General features: G+C 60.5%; 23 protein-coding genes. 11 read left to right on the forward strand and 12 right to left on the reverse strand.

Annotation, left to right across the window (positions count from 1 at the left end):
• Positions 1 to 3: 3 nt before the first annotated feature.
• From CAF76_RS09415 to CAF76_RS09430, 4 genes are all read right to left on the reverse strand, one after another.
• Positions 4 to 1542, reverse strand: coding sequence for a hypothetical protein (locus CAF76_RS09415; RefSeq protein WP_143491826.1), 1539 nt, complete (start codon positions 1540 to 1542; stop codon positions 4 to 6).
• Between the two features lie 139 nt (positions 1543 to 1681).
• A complete protein-coding gene (locus tag CAF76_RS09420) occupies positions 1682 to 2311 on the reverse strand; it encodes a LysE family translocator (protein WP_085649368.1) in 630 nt (209 codons plus the stop codon).
• Positions 2312 to 2398: 87 nt separating this feature from the next.
• Positions 2399 to 3748 carry an NCS2 family permease gene (locus CAF76_RS09425; protein WP_064594610.1) on the reverse strand — a complete coding sequence of 450 codons (1350 nt, stop codon included), beginning with the start codon at positions 3746 to 3748 and terminating at the stop codon, positions 2399 to 2401.
• A 196-nt stretch (positions 3749 to 3944) separates the two neighbouring features.
• Entirely contained in the window at positions 3945 to 4388 is a 444-nt protein-coding gene (locus CAF76_RS09430) for a MarR family winged helix-turn-helix transcriptional regulator (protein ID WP_085649369.1), read from the reverse strand.
• Between the two features lie 82 nt (positions 4389 to 4470).
• Between CAF76_RS09430 and CAF76_RS09435 the strand changes: the two genes are divergently transcribed.
• Positions 4471 to 5637 carry a PLP-dependent aminotransferase family protein gene (locus tag CAF76_RS09435; RefSeq protein WP_085649370.1) on the forward strand — a complete coding sequence of 389 codons (1167 nt, stop codon included), beginning with the start codon at positions 4471 to 4473 and terminating at the stop codon, positions 5635 to 5637.
• 31 nt (positions 5638 to 5668) lie between these two features.
• Here CAF76_RS09435 and CAF76_RS09440 read toward each other — a convergent pair whose 3' ends face one another.
• The 5 genes from CAF76_RS09440 to CAF76_RS09460 form a co-directional block, all read right to left on the reverse strand.
• A complete protein-coding gene (locus CAF76_RS09440) occupies positions 5669 to 6040 on the reverse strand; it encodes a glutathione S-transferase N-terminal domain-containing protein (protein WP_085649371.1) in 372 nt (123 codons plus the stop codon).
• A 101-nt stretch (positions 6041 to 6141) separates the two neighbouring features.
• Positions 6142 to 6687 carry a GTP cyclohydrolase I FolE gene (gene folE, locus CAF76_RS09445; protein WP_003204506.1) on the reverse strand — a complete coding sequence of 182 codons (546 nt, stop codon included), beginning with the start codon at positions 6685 to 6687 and terminating at the stop codon, positions 6142 to 6144.
• A 77-nt stretch (positions 6688 to 6764) separates the two neighbouring features.
• Positions 6765 to 7322 carry a Smr/MutS family protein gene (locus CAF76_RS09450; RefSeq protein ID WP_085649372.1) on the reverse strand — a complete coding sequence of 186 codons (558 nt, stop codon included), beginning with the start codon at positions 7320 to 7322 and terminating at the stop codon, positions 6765 to 6767.
• 73 nt (positions 7323 to 7395) lie between these two features.
• The gene (locus CAF76_RS09455) at positions 7396 to 7716 is read right to left on the reverse strand and encodes a hypothetical protein (RefSeq protein WP_085649373.1); all 321 of its coding nucleotides are present in this window, start codon (positions 7714 to 7716) and stop codon (positions 7396 to 7398) included.
• A gap of 131 nt (positions 7717 to 7847) precedes the next feature.
• Positions 7848 to 8438, reverse strand: coding sequence for a cysteine hydrolase family protein (locus tag CAF76_RS09460; protein WP_011333204.1), 591 nt, complete (start codon positions 8436 to 8438; stop codon positions 7848 to 7850).
• A gap of 239 nt (positions 8439 to 8677) precedes the next feature.
• Here CAF76_RS09460 and prmB point away from each other — a divergent pair, with 239 nt between their 5' ends.
• Complete coding sequence (prmB, locus tag CAF76_RS09465; RefSeq protein ID WP_064594620.1) at positions 8678 to 9586, forward strand: 50S ribosomal protein L3 N(5)-glutamine methyltransferase; 909 nt, start codon at positions 8678 to 8680, stop codon at positions 9584 to 9586.
• Positions 9587 to 9628: 42 nt separating this feature from the next.
• On the opposite strand, the gene CAF76_RS09470 is transcribed toward prmB, so the two are convergent.
• Entirely contained in the window at positions 9629 to 10420 is a 792-nt protein-coding gene (locus CAF76_RS09470) for a hypothetical protein (RefSeq protein ID WP_085649374.1), read from the reverse strand.
• Positions 10421 to 10517: 97 nt separating this feature from the next.
• Positions 10518 to 11471 carry an alpha/beta hydrolase gene (locus tag CAF76_RS09475; protein WP_039769918.1) on the reverse strand — a complete coding sequence of 318 codons (954 nt, stop codon included), beginning with the start codon at positions 11469 to 11471 and terminating at the stop codon, positions 10518 to 10520.
• Between the two features lie 130 nt (positions 11472 to 11601).
• On the opposite strand from CAF76_RS09475, the gene aroC reads away from it, so the two are divergent.
• The 5 genes from aroC (at position 11602) to mtnC (ending at position 15818) form a co-directional block, all read left to right on the forward strand.
• Positions 11602 to 12693 (forward strand): chorismate synthase, encoded by a 1092-nt coding sequence (gene aroC, locus CAF76_RS09480; RefSeq protein WP_085649375.1) that lies wholly within the window; start codon positions 11602 to 11604, stop codon positions 12691 to 12693.
• A gap of 31 nt (positions 12694 to 12724) precedes the next feature.
• Positions 12725 to 13870: an MFS transporter gene (locus tag CAF76_RS09485; protein ID WP_085649376.1), complete on the forward strand. Its 1146-nt coding sequence runs from the start codon at positions 12725 to 12727 to the stop codon at positions 13868 to 13870.
• The gene (locus CAF76_RS09490; RefSeq protein ID WP_007959997.1) at positions 13867 to 14493 is read left to right on the forward strand and encodes a methylthioribulose 1-phosphate dehydratase; all 627 of its coding nucleotides are present in this window, start codon (positions 13867 to 13869) and stop codon (positions 14491 to 14493) included. Before CAF76_RS09485 ends, CAF76_RS09490 begins: the two co-directional genes overlap by 4 nt.
• A 91-nt stretch (positions 14494 to 14584) precedes the next feature.
• The gene (locus tag CAF76_RS09495; protein ID WP_039770173.1) at positions 14585 to 15130 is read left to right on the forward strand and encodes an acireductone dioxygenase; all 546 of its coding nucleotides are present in this window, start codon (positions 14585 to 14587) and stop codon (positions 15128 to 15130) included.
• Positions 15131 to 15134: 4 nt separating this feature from the next.
• Positions 15135 to 15818 (forward strand): acireductone synthase, encoded by a 684-nt coding sequence (gene mtnC, locus CAF76_RS09500; protein ID WP_064594630.1) that lies wholly within the window; start codon positions 15135 to 15137, stop codon positions 15816 to 15818.
• 77 nt (positions 15819 to 15895) lie between these two features.
• On the opposite strand, the gene CAF76_RS09505 is transcribed toward mtnC, so the two are convergent.
• Entirely contained in the window at positions 15896 to 16174 is a 279-nt protein-coding gene (locus CAF76_RS09505) for a DUF3509 domain-containing protein (RefSeq protein WP_039769924.1), read from the reverse strand.
• A gap of 389 nt (positions 16175 to 16563) precedes the next feature.
• Here CAF76_RS09505 and CAF76_RS09510 point away from each other — a divergent pair, with 389 nt between their 5' ends.
• The 4 genes from CAF76_RS09510 (at position 16564) to CAF76_RS09525 (ending at position 19901) form a co-directional block, all read left to right on the forward strand.
• On the forward strand, positions 16564 to 18402 hold the full coding sequence (locus tag CAF76_RS09510) for a long-chain-acyl-CoA synthetase (RefSeq protein WP_085649377.1): 1839 nt from the start codon (positions 16564 to 16566) through the stop codon (positions 18400 to 18402).
• A 96-nt stretch (positions 18403 to 18498) separates the two neighbouring features.
• Entirely contained in the window at positions 18499 to 19017 is a 519-nt protein-coding gene (locus tag CAF76_RS09515; RefSeq protein ID WP_039769928.1) for an ankyrin repeat domain-containing protein, read from the forward strand.
• A gap of 90 nt (positions 19018 to 19107) precedes the next feature.
• Positions 19108 to 19638: a hypothetical protein gene (locus tag CAF76_RS09520; RefSeq protein ID WP_085649378.1), complete on the forward strand. Its 531-nt coding sequence runs from the start codon at positions 19108 to 19110 to the stop codon at positions 19636 to 19638.
• Between the two features lie 71 nt (positions 19639 to 19709).
• On the forward strand, positions 19710 to 19901 hold the full coding sequence (locus tag CAF76_RS09525; protein ID WP_007959984.1) for a PLDc N-terminal domain-containing protein: 192 nt from the start codon (positions 19710 to 19712) through the stop codon (positions 19899 to 19901).
• The last annotated feature ends 43 nt before the right edge of the window (positions 19902 to 19944 follow it).

Raw genomic sequence — 19944 nt, forward strand, 5'->3', positions numbered from 1 at the left:
GCTTCAAAGCCTCGCGTCATTGTCCCTGACGATGAAAACGGTATCCGCGTGGGAGGCGAGTATTTGAGATCCACCCTTGAGCCAGATCAACCGGTTTTGTGCATGTGCCTCTCTGACCACCTGTGCTGCCGGCGGGTCGACCAGATGCTCCAGTCGTGCGTCGAAGTTGTTCGGCTCGAGATTCGTCAGCCGATGAACTTTCCGGCCCCTGACGCGATATAGGCTCAGGCAATACACAAAGTCGTGCATCTTCTGGCGAAGAACCAACGTTGGATATACGGTTGCCCTGCTGGGATCGAAAACTTCGTAGCCATTGTGTCGCAGCACGTACGCCATGAAGCGCTTCAGGTCGACCGCTGACTGCGTCAACATGTAATTTCGCCATTGCGGCCGAAACCTCTCCGGATCGAAGTCCAGTCGTTGCAGGGAGCCGTCCGTATTGGGAGTCGGAAGCTCCAGCGTCAGATCGTTGCTGTGGGCGTTGCTGGACGTATGCAGTATCGGCAGCATCAGCAGTGGATCGGCCAGCTCCGGGCGCAGTGCATCGTTGCCCATGCGCCAGTCATTGAAGGTTTGCCTGAGCCGGGTAAGTCCGCTGCCCGTGGCAATGTCGCCGCCATTGGCGAGGACGAACTGGTGTCTGGCCACGTTGCGGACCGTGGTTTGGGACAGTTGTGGAAACCGATTGGCGACATAGTCCGTCAACGGTTGCTGGAAGGGCGGATTCGGGTCGATTTCCCAGTGAAACGCAGGAGGTACGCGGATCGCGCCACGGGGTTGTTGCATGAAATCTCTTCGCAGAACCCGCTCCAACAGCGCGAAGTCGTAAATCATGTGCTCCGGGTTCTTGATATATACGATCGGATCTCCGGCATCGGTGCCACGCGGCAGCAATTTGTAATGGATTCCGTCGACGATGATGTCGTCTGGCGATCGGTGATGGAGAGGAGGTTCCCATTGCCGCCACGGGTCAGCCCATTGTCCGGATGTGGCAGCGTCCTGCGGCACTGGCACGCGACTGATGAACAGCGTGGAAGGCGCGTCGTCGGTTTCAGCCCTCGAGCGTACGCGCCATTGAAGTGAGCCTTCTATCTGTTCGAGCCGAGGGCCGGAAGGGTTGATTTCACTCGCAAGCCTGGCCCTGAAACCGTTTTCCGCATCGTTGCCGACCAGCACTGTTCCACCTTCCTGGAGATCGACATAGTGCCTCAGCGCCCCGGCTGATCGAATGCCTGATCGTGGATCGGGATCGGGCAGGCGGGTGAGCAGTCTCGGTGGGAGAAAATACTGGTCGATCGGCATGTGGGGAGCGACAGGGGTTATCCGCGTGTCAGCGGGGAGATCGACGATCTCCAGGACGCTGTGTTCAAGGGATGTGTGAACAAAATCGCGCGGGGCGATTGTGGGTGTTGCGTCGATACCGTGATGAGGGGCTGTCGGGGGTGGACGTGAAATGATCGGAATCGTTGAATCGCGGATCCCGACGTTCGATTCCTGTGATGAGGTTGCAGGTTTGGGGCGTGTTGGACGTTTGGGGCTCATGGGATAGGTACTCGCAGAGTCGATTCATGTCTCTCCGGACGGGAGAGGCTGGATGTTCAATGAATCGACTCGGCGAAATGCGGTAGATATGTCTACGCACCGAATCAGGTGTTTCCAGGTGTCAGCCGGTGTGCCGGGGTCAGTGGCTGCTCAGCAACGATGCCGCCCCTGCGCCACCAAACAATCCGGCGCTGATGCGGTTGAACCAGCTCTGGCCCTTGCCGCTGCGCAGGTAACGCGCCGCGCCGTGGGCGCCGAGGCCGTAGGTCAGCTTGCACAACAGATCAAGCACCGTCCAGGTCGCGATCATCACCAGCAGTTGTTGCAGAAATGGCTGCTCGGCATTAAGGAACTGCGGCAGGAAGGCGGCAAAGAACAGGATGTCTTTTGGATTGCTTGCACCCAGTACAAAGGCTCGACCGAACAGCGCGCGAAAGCGTGGAGCCGGCGCTGCATTCGGGACTTCGGCCCCGACCGATGGCTGACGCGATTGCTGCCAGCTCTGCCAGGCGAGGTAGAACAGGTACAGGGCGCCGACGATCTTCAATGCGCTGAACAGCTTTTCCGATGCCAGCAGCAGGGCACCCAGGCCCAGAGCCGAAGCGCTGAGCAGGCAGATCGATGCACTCACGCCACCCAGAAAGGCCGGGTAGGAACGGCGTAGACCGTAATTCAGACTGTTGCTGATCATCAGCAACGACAGCGGCCCCGGAATCAGGATCACCACCAGCGCAGCGCCGCTGAACAGCAGCCAGGTTTCCAGACTCATCATGTGCTCCTTTTTATCGTTATCAAGAATGTGCAAAAGCCCCACCCGGTGAGGTGAGGCTGTTTTGAAGCATGAACCGCGTAGTGCTTACAGGAAGATGAACTTGGCGATGAAGATCGCGCAGAGCACCCACAGGCTGACGGAGATTTCCTTGTATTTACCGGTGCCGGCCTTCAGCGCGACATAGGTAATGAAGCCCAGCGCGATACCGTCGGCGACCGAGAAGGTCAGCGGCATCATGATCGCGGTGACGATCGCCGGAATGCTGTCGGTCGCTTCGTCCCATTCGATGTGCGCCATGCCGCCCATCATCAGCATCGCCACATAAATCAGCGCGCCAGCGGTGGCATAGGCGGGAATCATGCCGGCCAGCGGTGCAAAGAACATCGCGGCTATAAATAGCACACCCACGGTGACGGCGGTAAGACCAGTCCGACCACCAGCGGCCACACCGGCTGCACTTTCCACGTAGCTGGTGACGGGAGGGACACCAACTACCGCGCCGAATACGCTGGAGGCGGAGTCGGCTTTCATGGCGCGGGACAGATTTTCGATGCGCCCGTCAGGGTTCACCAGGTTAGCGCGCTGGGCGACGCCCATCAGGGTGCCGGCGGTGTCGAACATGTGCACGAACAGGAAGGCCAGCACCACGCTGATCATGCTGACGTTGAACACGCCGGCGACGTTCATGGCCATGAAGGTTGGCGCCAGGCTTGGCGGCGCGGACATGATGCCCTCGTAGTGCACCAGACCAATTCCCCAGCCAGCCAGGGTCACGGTGATAATGCTGATGAGGATCGCGCCGAACACTTTGTGGTAGCTGAGGATCGCGATCATCAGGAAGCAGATGGCGGCAAGCAGCGGACCGGGTTCACGCAGCGAGCCGAGCTTGATCAGGGTGGCCGGACTATCGACGACGATGCCGGCGGTTTTCAGGCCGATCAGCCCGAGGAACAGACCCACGCCGGCACCCATCGCATAGCGCAGGCTGACCGGAATACTGTTGAGCAGCCATTCGCGAATCCGCGAAAAGGTCAGAATCATGAACAGCACGCCCGAGACGAACACCGCACCGAGCGCGGTTTCCCAGTTGTAGCCCATGGTGCCGACCACGGTGTAGGTGAAGAACGCGTTGAGGCCCATGCCCGGCGCCAGGCCCACCGGCCAGTTGGCGTAGAGGCCCATCAGCAGGCAGCCCAGCGCGGCGGCGATACAGGTGGCGACGAAGGCGGCACCGTGATCGATCCCGGCATCGGCCATGATGTTCGGATTGACGAAGATGATGTAGGCCATGGTGATGAAGGTTGTCAGACCGGCAATCAGCTCGGTCTTCACCGTGGTGCCATGCAAGCTGAGTTTGAAGATGCGCTCAAGCAGGCCAGTGCGTAACGGCGGCGAGAGTTCCAGCGTCGATGCTTCGGATTTGCGGCTTTCCACAGCGAGTACTCCTCAAGAGTTTTATTGTTATTTCCAGGACCGGACCCATGAGGGGTGGCAGCGGTCCTTTGAGGCATACGCGAATTTGTTGACCGTGTAGTCAGGAACTCGCACGCTGTGGATTATGCTTTTGTGTACAAATAAAGCAAATATTGTTTTTGGTTTTGTAGACGAAAAGACTGGTGATCGAGCTATATCACTCGGTTGGGCGATTGGTTCCCAGCGCCAGATTCACCGTCAGCCAGCCGTTGACCGCCGTTTCGCCGGCTTCGGCAAATACGCGCTCGAGCAATTTCACCTGTTCACGACGCAGCGCCTGCTCAAATTTCGCACCTTCGACGGTCAGCTCCAGCAGGCGTTTACGTTTATCGGTCTCGGACGCGACGCTGTTCACCAAGTGCATTTCCTGCAATTGCCGCAACGGCATGTTCAGCGCCTGCTTGCTGACGCCGAGCAGCGCGAGCAATTCCTTGACGCTCAGGTTCGGATAGCGGGCAATGAAAAACACAATGCGTTGATGCACTCGGGACAGGCCGCGACGCTCGAGCATTTCGTCGGCCTTGGCGGTGAACGCCTGATAACCGAAGAAGAAGGCTTCCATGGCCTGTTGTTGGCTGGCGCAGTTTTTAAGGTCAAGCATGTTGACGTTTCCGAGTGAGGTGTCGTAATTTCAGTCAACAAGTTTGACTCATTTTTCCCTTGCCTCGCTAGCGGTGACTTCCATGGCTTTTTCCGAACGTGTCTCGCGCCTCAAAAGTTCTCTGATCCGTGAAATCCTTGCCGCGGCCCAGCGTCCGGAAGTGATGTCTTTCGCTGGCGGTTTGCCGGCTGAAGCCATGTTGCCGAAGGTCGAGTGGGCTGAGATGCCAGTTTCTCTCGGCCAGTACGGCATGAGTGAAGGTGAGCCGGCACTGCGCGAAGCGCTGGCGGCAGAGGCGAGGGCGTTGGGTTTACCGTGTGAGGCGAGTCAGGTGCTGGTAGTCAGTGGTTCCCAGCAGACTCTGGACCTGGCGGCCAAGCTGTACATCGACAAGGGCACCGAAATCCTGCTCGAAGCACCGACCTATCTGGCGGCCTTGCAGATTTTTCAGCTGTTCGGCGCCGATTGCCTGACCGTGCCGCTGGAGGCTGATGGCCCGAACCTCGCACAGTTGCGCCAGCGTCTGGAGCAGCACCGCCCGGCGTTCATCTATTTGATTCCGACCTTCCAGAACCCATCGGCCGTGCGCTACAGCGAAGCCAAGCGCGAAGCCGTTGCGACATTGCTCGACGAATTCGGCGTGACCCTGATCGAAGACGAGCCTTACCGCGAACTGACCTTCGACGGCGGCAGCGCTCAACCGATTGCCGGGCGCCTCAAGAAATCCAGCTGGATCTACACCGGCACCGTGTCGAAAACCCTGCTGCCAGGCTTGCGCGTCGGCTACCTGATTGCCAGCCCGGACCTGTTCCCGCACCTGCTCAAACTCAAGCAATCGGCGGATCTGCACACCAATCGCATCGGTCAATGGCAGGCGTTGCAGTGGATCGGCAGTGAGCAGTATCAGCAGCACTTGAGTGAATTGCGCAGCTTCTATCGTCAGCGCCGCGACGCCTTTCAATCGGCGCTGGTAACCCATTTCGCCGATCTGGCGGACTGGAACACGCCGCAGGGCGGGCTGTTTTTCTGGCTGACCCTGAAGCAACCGCTGGACACCCGCACGTTGCTGAACACCGCGCTGGCCAATGATGTGGCGTTCATGCCCGGCGAACCGTTCTTCCCCGATCCGGATCGCAACCCCGGGCATCTGCGCCTGAACTTCAGTCACATCGATCCGGCTCGACTGGACGAAGGGCTCAAACGCCTGGCAGCGGTGGTGCGCCAGGCACAGGCCGCACAGGCGGCATAAAAAAACCGGCCATCAGGCCGGTTTTTTTGATTCAGACTGCGGCGAACCGCTGGTTCAGATACTCGATGATGGTGTTGGACTCATACATCCAGGTGGTCTGGCCGTTCTCTTCGATGCGCAGGCACGGCACCTTGATCTTGCCGCCCTGTTCCAGCAGGGTCTGACGATCCTGCTCGTTGTTTTTCGCATCCTTCAGGGCCACCGGAACGTTCAGGCGACGCAGGCTGCGGCGGGTTTTCACGCAGAACGGGCAGGCGTGGAACTGATACAGGGTCAGGTTCCTGGCGGCGGCATCAACCTGAGCCTGGGCAGCGGCGTGGCGCTGCTTCTTGCCCGGGCGGGTCAGAAAGTCCACGAAAATGATCAGTTGGCCGAGGCCGACACGAAGCGCTTTGACGAACACGTTACAAGCCTCACAGGGAGATTGAAGAAGGCGCGCAGCTTACCCGATTTTTCACGGACGAAAAAAAACCGGCGATCAACGCCGGTTTTTTCTGTCACGCATTACTTGATCAGGCTGAGAAACTCGCTGCGGGTCGCCGCGTTTTCACGGAACTCACCGAGCATCACCGAAGTGATCATCGACGAATTCTGTTTCTCCACACCGCGCATCATCATGCACATGTGCTTGGCCTCGATCACTACGGCCACGCCCAGCGCGCCGGTGACTTGCTGGACCGCATCGGCGATCTGGCGGCTGAGGTTTTCCTGAATCTGCAGGCGGCGGGCGTACATATCGACGATCCGCGCGACCTTCGACAGGCCCAGCACTTTGCCGCTCGGGATGTACGCGACGTGGGCCTTGCCGATGAACGGCAGCAGGTGGTGTTCGCACAACGAGTAGAGCTCGATGTCCTTGACCAGCACCATTTCGCTGTTGTCGGAGCTGAACAGGGCACCGTTGGTGACCTCTTCGAGCGTCTGTTCATAACCGCGGCAGAGGTACTGCATGGCTTTGGCGGCACGCTTTGGCGTGTCGAGCAGGCCCTCGCGGGAGACGTCCTCGCCCAGTTGGCCGAGAATCGCGGTGTAATTCTGTTCCAGGGACATGAAACTACCTGTGGGGATTTTCGCAAAGGGCAAGGGTACGGTGGCGGACACGACCCTGCAAGTTCGGTGTGACGGGATTATTCGTCGCGGCCTTCCATCATGGTGCGTTTGAGCATCACATACACGGCGCCGGCGCCGCCATGTTTCGCCTGGCACGAGCAGAAACCCAGCACTTGCGCATGCTGGCGCAGCCAGGTGTTGACGTGGCTTTTGATCATCGGCCGCTTGCCGTCCAGACGCACAGCCTTGCCGTGGGTGACGCGCACGCAGCGGATTTCAAATCTGGTGGCTTCGGCGAGAAACGCCCAGAGGGTTTCGCGGGCTTTTTCTACGCTCATGCCGTGCAGGTCGAGGCTGCCTTCGAACGGGATCTGCCCGATCTTGAGCTTGCGCATCTGGCTTTCCTGCACGCCGTCACGGGCCCACATCAGCTCGTCTTCGGGGCCGACGTCAATCACGAACTGATCGGACAGGCCGTCAACGGTGGTGGTGTCGGTGCGCACGGTGGCGGACTGGCGCAGCTTGGCGATCTGTGCACGGTCAGTCTTGGGTTTGCCGGTGTCGGCGCGGTCGTGCTTGATCGGCTTGACGCCTTGGATCGCACTTTTGAACAGGGAAAAATCGTCGTCTTGCATGTCAGCCTCCGCGAAGGGCGGCCAGTTTACCCAAACGGATACAAAACGGCCCGGCAAAAAGCCAGGCCGTCGATCAATCGTGTTTTTTCATCAGGTGCGGGGACATGTTCAATTCCCGCGATTGCCGTGCGCGACGCCGGCAACGACGCCACAGGGCCACGCCGAAATACAGGAGCAGCAGGCCGACTGCGAGAATGATCGCCGAGCCGAGCGGGGTTGCGTTCAGATCGCCGAGCGCCGGTGGGCGCCCCAGCAGGCTGGCGGCCCCGGCCATCGCCAGCAGCACGCCGAACGTCGCCAGTATGGCCGCAATCGCCGCGCCGAATCGAAATCGCCAGTTGCTTTGGCCTTTGGGCCGCAAGCGGCGTGCGTCAAATCCATCGGATAACTTCATTCCGACCTTCCTCAATGGGTATCGGCCCTTCGACCGGGAGTTGACCGGGTTGTTCCTGAGGCTAGGGTAATTGAAGCAAATGCGAGGTTTTTGCAGATGAGCGGCGGGCTGAGCCGCTCATTTACGGTCGATCAGATCAGGTCCTGAGTCAGCGCGAGGGTGGCGAAGTTGTCGGCCATGATCGCCATTTCCGCTTCCTGCACCTGTTCGGCGCTGAGCACGCGGCCCTTGAATGGCAGATCGCGGGTGGCACAGGCATCTTCGACCAGGGTGCAGCGGAAACCCAGGTTCTTCGCCGCGCGCACGGTGGTGCTGACGCTGGAGTGACTCATGAAACCGCAGACGATCAGGTCCAGCGAGCCGATGGTTTGCAGACGATCGTAGAGTTCGGTGCCGTGAAAGGCGCTCGGCAGCAACTTGCCGATGATGGTTTCATCGCCCTGGGGTTCCAGGCCGGGGATGAACTCGCCGCGCTCGCCCTGCGGGTCGAACAGACCGCCGACGGTGCCGAGGTGGCGCACATGCACGATCGGCCGGCCGGCCGCGCGGGCGGCGGCAACCAGTTGTTTGATGTTCGCGACAGCCGCGTCCATGCCGCTCAGGGCCAGCGGGCCGCTGAGGTACTCTTTCTGGGCATCGATGATGACCACGGTGGCATGGCTCAACGTGGCCGCTGCGTAACCGCGACCGCTGAGTTGAAACATCGTTTTTGGAACGGACATTCTGGGGCTCCTTCGGGTGGGGCTTTTGCGACATTCTCCTCTGGCTGAGCGGTTCTGTGAATCGCTACCATCGTAGACACCGTCGTTGCTGGCCTGCAGACTTGTCAAGTTACACGATCTGTTCAATAGCCGAGGGGAAAATCGGAAGCGTCCTACCGTCGCCCCGGAATCTTTCCTGCGTCGTCGCGGCGCGTTTTGGCTGCTAGAATCGCCAGTCGTTTTTTCTGGAGTTCTGCCCCGTGATCACTTCCCGACTTCGTACCCTGCGCGACCACATTCGTTGGGCCGTCAGCCGCTTCCATGGGGAGGATCTGTTTTTCGGCCATGGCACCGACAATGCCTGGGACGAAGCCCGGCAGCTAGTGCTCGGTGCCTTGCACCTGCCATGGGAAATCGCCGACAGCTATCTGGATTGCGCGCTGGAAGACGACGAGCTGGTCAATCTTCAGCGCCTGCTCAAGCGTCGCATCGAAGAACGCATTCCGACCGCTTACCTGCTGGGCGAAGCCTGGTTCTGCGGCATGTCGTTCATCGTCGATGAGCGCGTGCTGATCCCGCGTTCGCCGATTGGCGAGCTGATCGAAAACCGTTTTGCCCCATGGATCGGTGACGAGCCGGCGCGGATTCTCGATCTGTGCACCGGCTCCGGCTGCATCGGCATCGCATGCGCCTACGAGTTCCAGAACGCCGAAGTGGTGCTGGCGGATCTGTCGTTCGAAGCGCTGGAAGTGGCGAACCAGAACATCGAGCGGCATGGCGTCGATGAGCGGGTGTTCACTGTGCAGGGCGATGGTTTTGATGGTCTGCCGGGTCAACGTTTCGACCTGATCGTGTCGAACCCGCCCTACGTCGATGCGGAAGATTTCGCCGACATGCCGGACGAATACCAGCACGAGCCGGAACTGGGCCTTGCCTGTGGCGACGATGGCTTGAACCTGGTACGCCGGATGCTCGCCGAAGCGGCGGATCACCTGACCGAGAAGGGTTTGCTGATTGTCGAGGTGGGCAACAGCCAGGTCCACGTCGAGGCGCTGTACCCGGAAGTCGATTTCGCCTGGCTGGAGTTCCAGCGCGGCGGGCATGGCGTGTTCATGCTGACCGCCGAACAGTGCCGCGCCCATCAGGCACTGTTTGCTTCCCGCGTCTGACCTGAACCGATCGTTCCCACCTCGGTGGGAACGATCATGGTCTTAGCGGTGCGTTGCAATCCAGATCAGCAACCCGGCCTGAAACACCGCAAACGCCACCAGACAAGTAATGGTGAACCGCAACCCGGCATCTTCGCGCTTGAACTTGCTGACCTTGTCTTCCTGCTTCTTCAGCTTCACTTCCTGCTCGGCCAGATTCTGCTCGGCCTGCTGCAGCATTTGCGCAGCTTCAAGAATTTCGACGATCTGCAACTTCTCGCTGTTCCAGTCGCCCAGCAAGTCACCAACCTTCACTTCCTTGACGCTGCCCTTCAAATGCTGGGCATCGGCGTAAACCACATCAAAGCCATGCACCCGCAAAAAGTGATCGCGGCGCAGGCGAGTGTCTTCGTTCAGCGCGTCCTTGTTGTTCAAGTCCATGCCGTCGACGGTGTAGGTGGGCCAGCGTTTTTTCGCCCAGTTGATGCCCTGGGCGGCCATGAAGCGGCCGATACCACGGTTCATCGGTTCGATCTGCAGACCGCTGTCCGGGCCGAAATGCACGCGTTTGGTCGTGTGATCGACCCACACGTCCAGATGATTCTGTTCTTTGCGCACACGCTGAGCAGGCAACTTGATCGCCATACGCATCAGGCTGTGTTCTTTGCCGTTGCGCTCTGCGTATCCGAATTCAACGAAGCGCAGCGGCCGCCCGCCGGTATTGCGGTCAGTCTGCAACGGCGCCAGGCGGAGCATCTTGTGGTGCTCGACGTGGACATCCGCCCATGGCAGCTCGACCGCTGGCGGTGCGTCTTTTTCAGCGGTGGTGTCGGGTGAAGTCTGGGTATCAGTCATAACGGCGAGATCCTGTCCAAGCTGCTTGCCGCCAGCCAGTACGCTGGCGACAAAGGCTTATCGGCCGTTTTTCCCAGGACTAGAGGGCAAACACCGCTTAACGGGTGCGAAGTCCGTCAATAAATTCAAGGACGCGTGTCCCCAGTTCAGCCGCCAGGGGCAAATTCGGGTCCTTGTAGGAGGCGAGTTGTCGCTTCACGTCGTTGGGCACGATGCGCAACACGTGATTCATGCCTTCGATCAGCGCCAGTTGCGCGTCCGGTTTGGCAGCCTTGAGCAATTTCGCATCATCGACCTGGACCTGAATGTCGTTGCTGCCTTGCACGATCAGCGCCGGCATTTGCAGTTGAGCGAAGGCCGCCGCCGGATCCTGACGGAACAGCGAAATCAGGTACGGCTGCACACTCGGACGGAAAATCACCTGTAAGGGCGCCGGCACATTGTCGTCGGTGCGCCCGGCCTTGAGGCTGTCGAGCAATTCGTTGCTGCGCAGCATCAAAGGAGGAGGGAGGCTGCGGGCCAATTGCCGGCGCAGTACCTGATCAATGGGCCGGGCTGTGCCAGAGAGAGAGATCACTGCTGCGGCGTCCACCTTCGGCGCCGCCAGGCTGGCGATCAATGCACCTTCGCTGTGGCCCAGCAAAATCAACGGACCGAAGCGCGGATCGGCTTTCAGTTTCTGCCCCCAGGCTACAGCGTCCGCCACGTAGGCTTCCACCGACAGGTTTCGCTCGTCCGGGGTTGCCGCCAGGCTGGCCGCCACGCCGCGCTTGTCGAAACGCACACTGGCGATGTTGTGTTTGGCCAGCACCCAGGCCAGTCGCTTGAGGCTGTCATTGCGTCCACCGTCGGGGTTGTTTCCGTCACGATCGGTAGGACCCGAGCCAGAAAGGATCAGGACAACCGGCACGGGGTTGTCGGATTTGGGCAGCAACAGCGAGCCGAAAAGTTCGCCGTTGTCAGTCGTCAACGTGACCGGACGTTGCAGGACAGTCGCCTGGACGAAGCCGGTAAACAGGGAAAGGCTCAAGATCAAAACTCGCAGCATCATCACGCCATCATTTGCCAAGGTGCCGGTTGGACTCACCCACACCGCTAAGGTTCGAGGATGAACTACTCGGTTAGCCTGCGTATACTGGCGCGCATCACGAATCTGGGTTCGATTTAACGGAGCGTCCTGCATGTCCGGCAATACCTACGGCAAGCTGTTCACTGTCACCACCGCGGGCGAAAGCCATGGTCCGGCGTTGGTCGCCATTGTCGACGGCTGCCCGCCGGGCCTGGAGATTTCCCTTGAAGACCTGCAACGCGACCTTGACCGTCGCAAGCCGGGCACCAGCCGCCACACCACCCAGCGCCAGGAAGCCGACGAAGTCGAGATCCTCTCCGGGGTGTTCGAGGGCCGCACCACCGGTTGCTCCATCGGCCTGCTGATCCGCAACACCGACCAGAAGTCCAAGGACTATTCGGCGATCAAGGATCTGTTCCGCCCTGCCCACGCCGACTACACCTACCACCACAAATACGGCGAGCGCGATTATCGCGGCGGCGGTCGCAGCTCCGCGCGGGAAACCGCCATGCGCGTCGCGGCCGGCGCCATCGCCAAGAAATACCTGGCCAGCCAGGGCATCGTCATTCGCGGCTACATGAGCCAGCTCGGCCCGATCGAAATCCCGTTCAAGACCTGGGACTCGGTCGAGCAGAACGCCTTCTTCAGCCCGGATCCGGACAAAGTACCGGAGCTGGAAGCCTACATGGACCAGCTGCGTCGCGATCAGGACTCCGTCGGCGCCAGGATCACCGTGGTTGCCGAAGGTGTGATGCCGGGCCTGGGCGAGCCGATCTTCGACCGTCTCGATGCCGAACTGGCCCATGCGCTGATGAGCATCAACGCGGTCAAAGGCGTGGAAATCGGCGCCGGTTTTGCCTGCGTCGCCCAGCGCGGCACCGAACACCGCGACGAGCTGACCCCGGAAGGTTTCCTCAGCAACAACGCGGGCGGCATTCTCGGCGGGATCTCGTCCGGTCAGCCGATCGTCGCGCACCTGGCCTTGAAGCCGACTTCGAGCATCACCACCCCAGGCCGTTCGATCGACATCGAAGGCAACCCGGTCGATGTCATTACCAAGGGCCGTCACGACCCATGTGTCGGTATCCGCGCCACGCCGATTGCCGAGGCGATGATGGCCATCGTGTTGATGGATCACCTGCTGCGCCACCGTGGCCAGAACGCCGATGTGCGCGTCAGCACCCCGGTGCTGGGTCAGCTTTGATGGGTGATCTCAAAGCCGCCGCGGTCTGACCGTGGCGGCGCTCCCGTACTGGCGGCTGTCCAGTTTCTATCTGTTCTATTTCGCCTTGCTCGGTTCGACGGCGCCGTTTCTGGCGCTGTACTTCGATCATCTCGGATTCAGCGCCGCGCGCATCGGCGAGCTGGTGGCGATCCCGATGCTGATGCGCTGCGTGGCGCCGAACATCTGGGGCTGGCTCGGCGATTACACCGGCAGGCGCCTGGCCATTGTGCGCTTTGGTGCGGTTTGCACGCTGTTGACCTTCTCGCTGATTTTCGTCAGCAAGACCTACGCCTGGCTGGCGATGGTCATGGCCTTGCATGCATTCTTCTGGCACGCGGTGCTGCCGCAGTTCGAAGTCATCACCCTGGCGCATTTGCAGGGCCAGACCTCCCGCTACAGTCAGATTCGCCTCTGGGGCTCGATCGGTTTCATCATCACCGTGGTCGCCCTCGGTCGCCTGTTCGAGTGGCTCAGCCTCGATATCTACCCGGCGGCGCTGGTGTTGATCATGGCCGGCATCGTGCTCAGCAGCCTGTGGGTGCCGAATGCGCAACCGGCCCAGGGCAACCGGCCGGCGGGCGAGGGCTTTCTCAAGCAGTTGCGCCATCCCGGGGTGCTGGCGTTCTATGGTTGCGTGGCGCTTATGCAACTGAGCCACGGGCCGTATTACACGTTTTTGACCCTTCACCTCGAACGTCTGGGCTACAGCCGTGGCGTGATCGGGGTGGTCTGGGCGGTCGGCGTGGTGGCGGAAGTGCTGATGTTCATGGCCATGAGCCGGATCCTCGCGCGTTTTTCCCTGCGGCGGGTGCTGATGGCGAGTTTTCTGCTGGCGGCATTGCGCTGGTTGCTGCTAGGTTCGTTCGCCGAATTCCTGTGGGTCCTGTTGTTTGCCCAGGTGCTGCATGCGGCGACGTTCGGCAGCTTTCATGCGGCTGCCATCGCGTTCGTGCAACGTAGCTTTGGCGCGCGTCAGCAAGGGCAGGGCCAGGCGCTGTATGCAGCGCTGGCCGGCACCGGTGGCGCGCTCGGCGCGTTGTATTCCGGCTACAGCTGGAATGCCCTCGGCGCGACATTGACCTTTAGTATTGCCAGTCTCGCAGCGCTCGCCGCTGCCGTTATCATTGCCATTCGAATGCAAGAGGACAGGCCATGAGCCTTACCCGTGAACAGCTTGCCCAGCAAATTGTCGACGCCGGGCGTTTTCTTTATGGTCGCGGCTGGTCGCCGGCCACCAGCAGCAATTACTCGACGCGCCTGTCACCGAGCGAAGCGCTGCTGACCGTTTCCGGCAAGCACAAGGGCCAGTTGGGCCTGGACGACGTGCTCGCCACCGACCTGTCCGGCAACAGCCTGGAACCCGGCAAAAAACCGTCCGCCGAAACCCTCCTGCACACCCAGCTCTACAGCTGGCGCCCGGAGATCGGCGCGGTGCTGCACACCCACTCGGTGAACGCCACGGTGCTGTCGCGCCTGACGCCGCAAGACTTCATCGAGTTCGAAGACTACGAATTGCAAAAAGCCTTCAGCGGCATCTCGACCCACGAATCCCGGGTGCGCGTGCCGATCTTCGACAACGATCAGGACATTGCGCGCCTCGCCGCCAAGGTGCAGCCTTGGCTCGACGCCCATCCCGATTGCGTCGGCTATCTGATTCGCGGCCACGGCCTCTACACCTGGGGCGCGCAGATGAGTGACGCGCTGCGTCAGATCGAGGCCTTTGAATTCCTGTTTGAATGCGAGTTGAAGACCCGCAGCGTCATGAACCGCCAAGGCTGACTTCACCAGAACCAGCCCCTTTGCCTGATGAATGCAGTGCCCGACCGGTCTGAAAGAACCGGACGGCAAGGCCGATACCGAGGAATGCCCCATGAGCAGCCTGTCCGTCTATCACGTTTCCAGCCCCGAAATTCCGAACAAGGTGCTGACCCATTTCGAAGACATCGCCTCGACCCTGGCCGAGCAGGGCGTGCGCTTCGACCGCTGGCAAGCCGCCGCGAAGATCCAGCCGGGCGCCAGCCAGGAAGAAGTGATCGGTGCCTATAAAGAGCAGATCGACAAACTGATGACCGAGCGCGGCTACATCACGGTCGATGTGATCAGCCTCAACAGCGATCACCCGCAAAAAGCCGAACTGCGCGCCAAGTTCCTCGAAGAGCATCGTCATGGCGAAGACGAAGTGCGCTTCTTCGTCGCCGGTCGTGGTCTGTTCACCCTGCACATCGATGATTACGTCTACGCCGTGCTGTGCGAGAAGAACGACCTGATTTCGGTGCCGGCCGGCACCAAACACTGGTTCGACATGGGCGAGAACCCGCATTTCGTGGCAATTCGTCTGTTCAACAACCCTGAAGGCTGGGTCGCCAATTTCACCGGCGAAGACATCGCCGGCCGCTTCCCGCGTCTGGAGGACTGAGCCGATGTCGATCAAGGTCATTCTCACCGACATCGAAGGCACCACCAGCGCGGTGAGTTTTGTGTTCGACGTGCTGTTCCCGTATGCGGCGAAACATCTGCCGGACTTCGTTCGCCAGAATGCCCAGCGTGCAGACGTTGCCGAGCAACTGGACGCCGTGCGCCGCGACAGCAACGAACCGCAGGCTGACGTCGAGCGGGTTGTGGACGTTCTGCTGGCCTGGATCGCCGAAGACCGCAAAGCCACGCCGCTCAAAGCGTTGCAGGGCATGGTCTGGGAACAGGGCTATCAGGCCGGGCAGTTGAAAGGCCATGTTTACCCGGACGCCGTTGAAGCGCTGCAGCGCTGGCATCAGGCCGGGTATCAACTGTTTGTTTATTCGTCCGGTTCGATCCAGGCGCAGAAGCTGATTTTCGGCTGCTCGGAAGCAGGGGATCTGACGCCGTTGTTCAGCGGCTACTTCGACACCACGTCGGGCCCCAAGCGCGAAGCGCAGTCGTACAGCAATATCCAGCAGGCCATCGGGGTCGAGCCGCAGGAGATCCTGTTCCTGTCCGACATCGTCCAGGAACTCGACGCCGCCCAGGCTGCCGGCCTGCAAACCTGCGGGCTGGCCCGTGAAGGCGGGGAGTTGGCAGGGCATGTGACCGTCGACAGCTTTACCGGGATTGAGCCGGAAGCGTTCTGAGTTCACCCAATCGACGCGCAAAAAAACAGGCCGTGAAGCGAAAGCTCCACGGCCTGTCTGTTTATACGGTGTTCGAATTACATCGAGTGATAGGTCGGCAGGGCGAAACGCTGCTGGCTTTGCAGCATGCCGATCTGCGGCAGCTCGCTGGCTTGTTCTGCCAGGTCACGACGGATCGCGCTGATCGCCCACGACAGTTGGTCGCCGGTATGCAATTGCTGATAGGTGAGCGCACGCTTGAACACTTTGCCGTCGGCACTCTTCAGCGTCAGCAGAATCCCGCCATCGGGACGGGGCTGGGTGGTGACGGCGAAGTTGGAGAACAGGGAGGTAAATTTTTCTTGGATCAGGTTCATGTCTTTCAGCTCCGTATGCACTTGAATGGCAAGTATGTATAGGGAGTTGCAGCGATTGTGCCAGCATTTATGTTTATAAAAATCGTTGTAAATCAGTAAGTTATAAAATCAGCTCGTTTCGTCTGTCGTGCAATCTGCATGAATGGCCATCGTGCATCCTGCATTTTGCGGGATCACTGTCGATCCGATGGAACCAATATCTCCGGTCGGAATCCCGCTGTGCGTTGCAGCGCCGGGCGGATACAAAACATTGCAAAAACCGCGTGTACAGCCCGCGAAGCCCTGACGTATTTTCGGCCTCGACCCTCGCTCGAGAAGCGCCGGTTGCCTCACCCGATTGCCCGACAATAAAAATCCGGCCTGCACGTCAAGGTCGAACGGGAGCTGCCATGCGCCACGCGCCGAGCGACACGATTACCTGGGGCATGATGCTCCGCAAGCTGCCGATGATTGCCAAAGCCATCCCTCGGGTGGTGAAAGGCATGAAGGTGGCCAACGTCACGGATCCGACCCAAACCTGTGGCCTGGGCTGGACATTCGAGCAGGCGACCCTGCGCAATCCCGAGGGCCCCGCGCTGCTGTCGGGCGAGGTGGTGCTGAGTTATTCACAGGTCAACCAGTGGGCCAACCGCATCGCCCACTATCTGAACGGGCAGGGCATCGGTAAAGGCGATGTGGTGGCGGTGTTCATCGAGAACCGCCCGGAATTGCTGGTGACGATTCTGGCCCTGGCCAAAGTGGGCGCCGTCAGTGCGCTGCTCAATACCTCGCAGACCCGCGATACGCTGATCCACAGCATCAATCTGGTAATGCCGGCGGCGATTGTCGTCGGTGAAGAGTTGTTGCCGGCGTTTGCGGCGGTACGCGAGCAAGTGTCGATCCCGGCAGCGCGCGCCTGGTTCGTTGCCGATCAGGATACCTTCAGCCATCCGGGCATCGCGCCCGAGGGTTATATCAACCTGATCAGCGCCAGTGCCGACGCTTCGGGCGACAACCCGGCCAGCAGCCGGCAGATTTTCTTCGATGACCCGTGCTTCTACATCTACACCTCCGGCACCACCGGTTTGCCCAAGGCCGGGGTGTTCAAGCACGGACGCTGGATGCGCAGTTCGGCGAGCTTCGGCATGATCGCCCTCGATATGCGCCCGGACGACATCGTCTATTGCACCTTGCCGCTGTACCACGCCACCGGGCTTTGCGTGTGCTGGGGTTCGGCGGTCAATGGCGCTTCGGGTTTCGCCATTCGCCGCAAGTTCAGCGCCCGCCAGTTCTGGAGCGACGTGCGCCGCTACCGCGCCACCACCATCGGTTACGTCGGCGAGTTGTGCCGCTATCTGGTGGATCAACCGCTCAGCGCCGACGACAGTCGTCACGACGTGCGCAAGATGATCGGCAACGGCCTGCGACCCGGTGCGTGGGCCGAGTTCAAGACCCGCTTCGGCGTGGATCACATTTGCGAGCTGTACGCGGCCAGCGACGGCAATATTGGCTTCACCAACATCCTCAATTTCGACAACACCATCGGTTTCTCGCTGATGGCCTGGGAGTTGGTGGCCTACGACCAGGACAGCGGCGAGCCGATTCGCGGTGACGACGGGTTCATGCGCAAGGTCGACCGGGGCGAGCGGGGGCTGTTGCTGGCGCGGATCGACGATAAGGCGCCGCTGGACGGCTACACCGATCCGCAGAAAACCGCCAAGGTCGTGCTGCAGGACGTGTTCGCCAAGGGCGACCGCTTCTTCAACACCGGCGATCTGTTGCGCAACATCGGTTTCGGCCATGCACAGTTTGTCGACCGTCTCGGCGACACCTACCGCTGGAAGGGCGAAAACGTCTCGACCACCGAGGTCGAAAATCTGCTGCTCCAGCATCCGCACATTTCCGAAGCCGTGGCCTATGGCGTGGAAATCCCCAACACCAACGGTCGCGCCGGGATGGCGGCGATCACCCCGGCCGAGTCGCTGGCGACCCTGGATTTCGCCGAATTGCTGGCCTTCGCCCGCCAACGCATGCCGGCCTACGCGGTGCCGCTGTTCTTGCGGGTCAAGGTCAAGATGGAAACCACCGGCACCTTCAAGTACCAGAAGACGCGCCTGAAAAACGAAGGCTTCGACCCCGGCCTGACGGGGGATGACCCGATTTATGCCTGGCTGCCGGGGACCGAAACCTACGTGCAGGTGACGGATGAAATTCTTGCCGACATTCGGGCAGGCAAATACCGCTATTGATATTGGCTATCGGCGGTCTTGGAAAAAAGGGGATGACAGCTATCGCCGCGCTCGGGAAACTGTCGGCTTTCCGATTGACCGAAAGTGGAGTGAACCATGTCTGACCAAAGCCGCCAGATGACCCCCGAGGAAGCCGCCGAATTCACTGAACAGGTGTTCAACAAGGCGCGCGAGGGCGATGCGGTGATGCTCGATCGCCTGATCACTGCCGGTCTGCCGGTGAACCTGACGAACAGCAAAGGCGACACCCTGCTGATGCTCGCCAGTTACTACGGCCACGTGGACGCGGTGCAGGTGCTGCTCAAGCACAAGGCCGATCCGGAACAACGCAATGGCAACGGCCAGAGCCCGATTGCCGGCGCGGCGTTCAAGGGCGATCTGGCCGTGGTCAAGGCCCTGGTCGAGGGCGGGGCGCAGATTGAAGGCGCCTCCTTCGATGGCCGCACGGCGCTGATGATGGCGGCGATGTTCAACCGTGTTGAAATCGTCGACTACTTGATCGACCAGGGCGCCGACCCGAAAGCCAAAGATGCCAATGGCGTCACCGCGCTGGACGCGGCCCGCACCATGGGCGCTGTGGACACCACCGCGCAGCTGGAAAAACTGCTGGGCTGAGGCCGCTGGCCGGAACCCGCTCTGTGGCGAAGGCGAGAATGCGCTATCCTTCGCGCCCTCAAAATTCCCTTCGCCACAGGATCCGCCCCCATGAAAGCCGCACTCGCCGAACTCATCAGCAAAATCAGCTCCGGCTGCATGGGCGAAGACGAGATCCTGAAGGTCGCTGACGAAGCGGCACAGGCCTACGCCGATGCCGATGCTTTTCTGACCGCCAACCCGGACATCAACTACGACGACACTTTCCCGATTCCGCTGGGCGAGTGGGTCGTGGTCGGCAGCCTGCCGGAGACCGTGTTGTTCCAGGCCGACACCTACGCCGAACTGTTCGCGCAGATCGTTGCCTCGTTCGGCCCGGGCGTCGAATTCAACCTCAAGCCCAAGCAACTGGCCAAAACCGAGGCGCTGACCGCGCTCAACCGAATCCAGGTACAGATGAGCAGCCTGAACAAGGAAAACGGCGGTTACACGTTGATGAACTTCAGCCAGTTGCTCGACGACGAGCTGCAAGTGGTGCTGGTCTACGGCAACGATGTGCCGCGCGTACTGGAACTGTGCGCCGAAGTCGGTATCGCCGCCGCGTCGTCGCTGGAAGCCTTGAAGGTCGCCGTTCACGTCTGAGCGCAATAAAAGGGAACCCTGAGCGCGACCGTCTATCCTAAAAGTGCATGCCACTATTCTGGAGCGACACCATGGGTTCCACGTTCAACGGCCTGGTCGGCCTGATCATTCTTGCGCTCGACATCTGGGCGATCATCAATGTGCTGAAAAGCGGCGCCGAGACCGGGATGAAAATCCTCTGGGTACTGCTGATCATCCTCCTGCCGGTGCTGGGCCTGATCATCTGGGCGATTGCCGGGCCGCGGGGCAATGTGCGGATCTGACCGTTCGCACCCTGATCGGGTCGGGCCGATGAACTGAGGTTCG

Origin of the sequence: Pseudomonas sp. B40(2017), assembly GCF_002112855.1 — a bacterium.
Taxonomy (GTDB): Bacteria; Pseudomonadota; Gammaproteobacteria; order Pseudomonadales; family Pseudomonadaceae; genus Aquipseudomonas; species Aquipseudomonas pharyngis.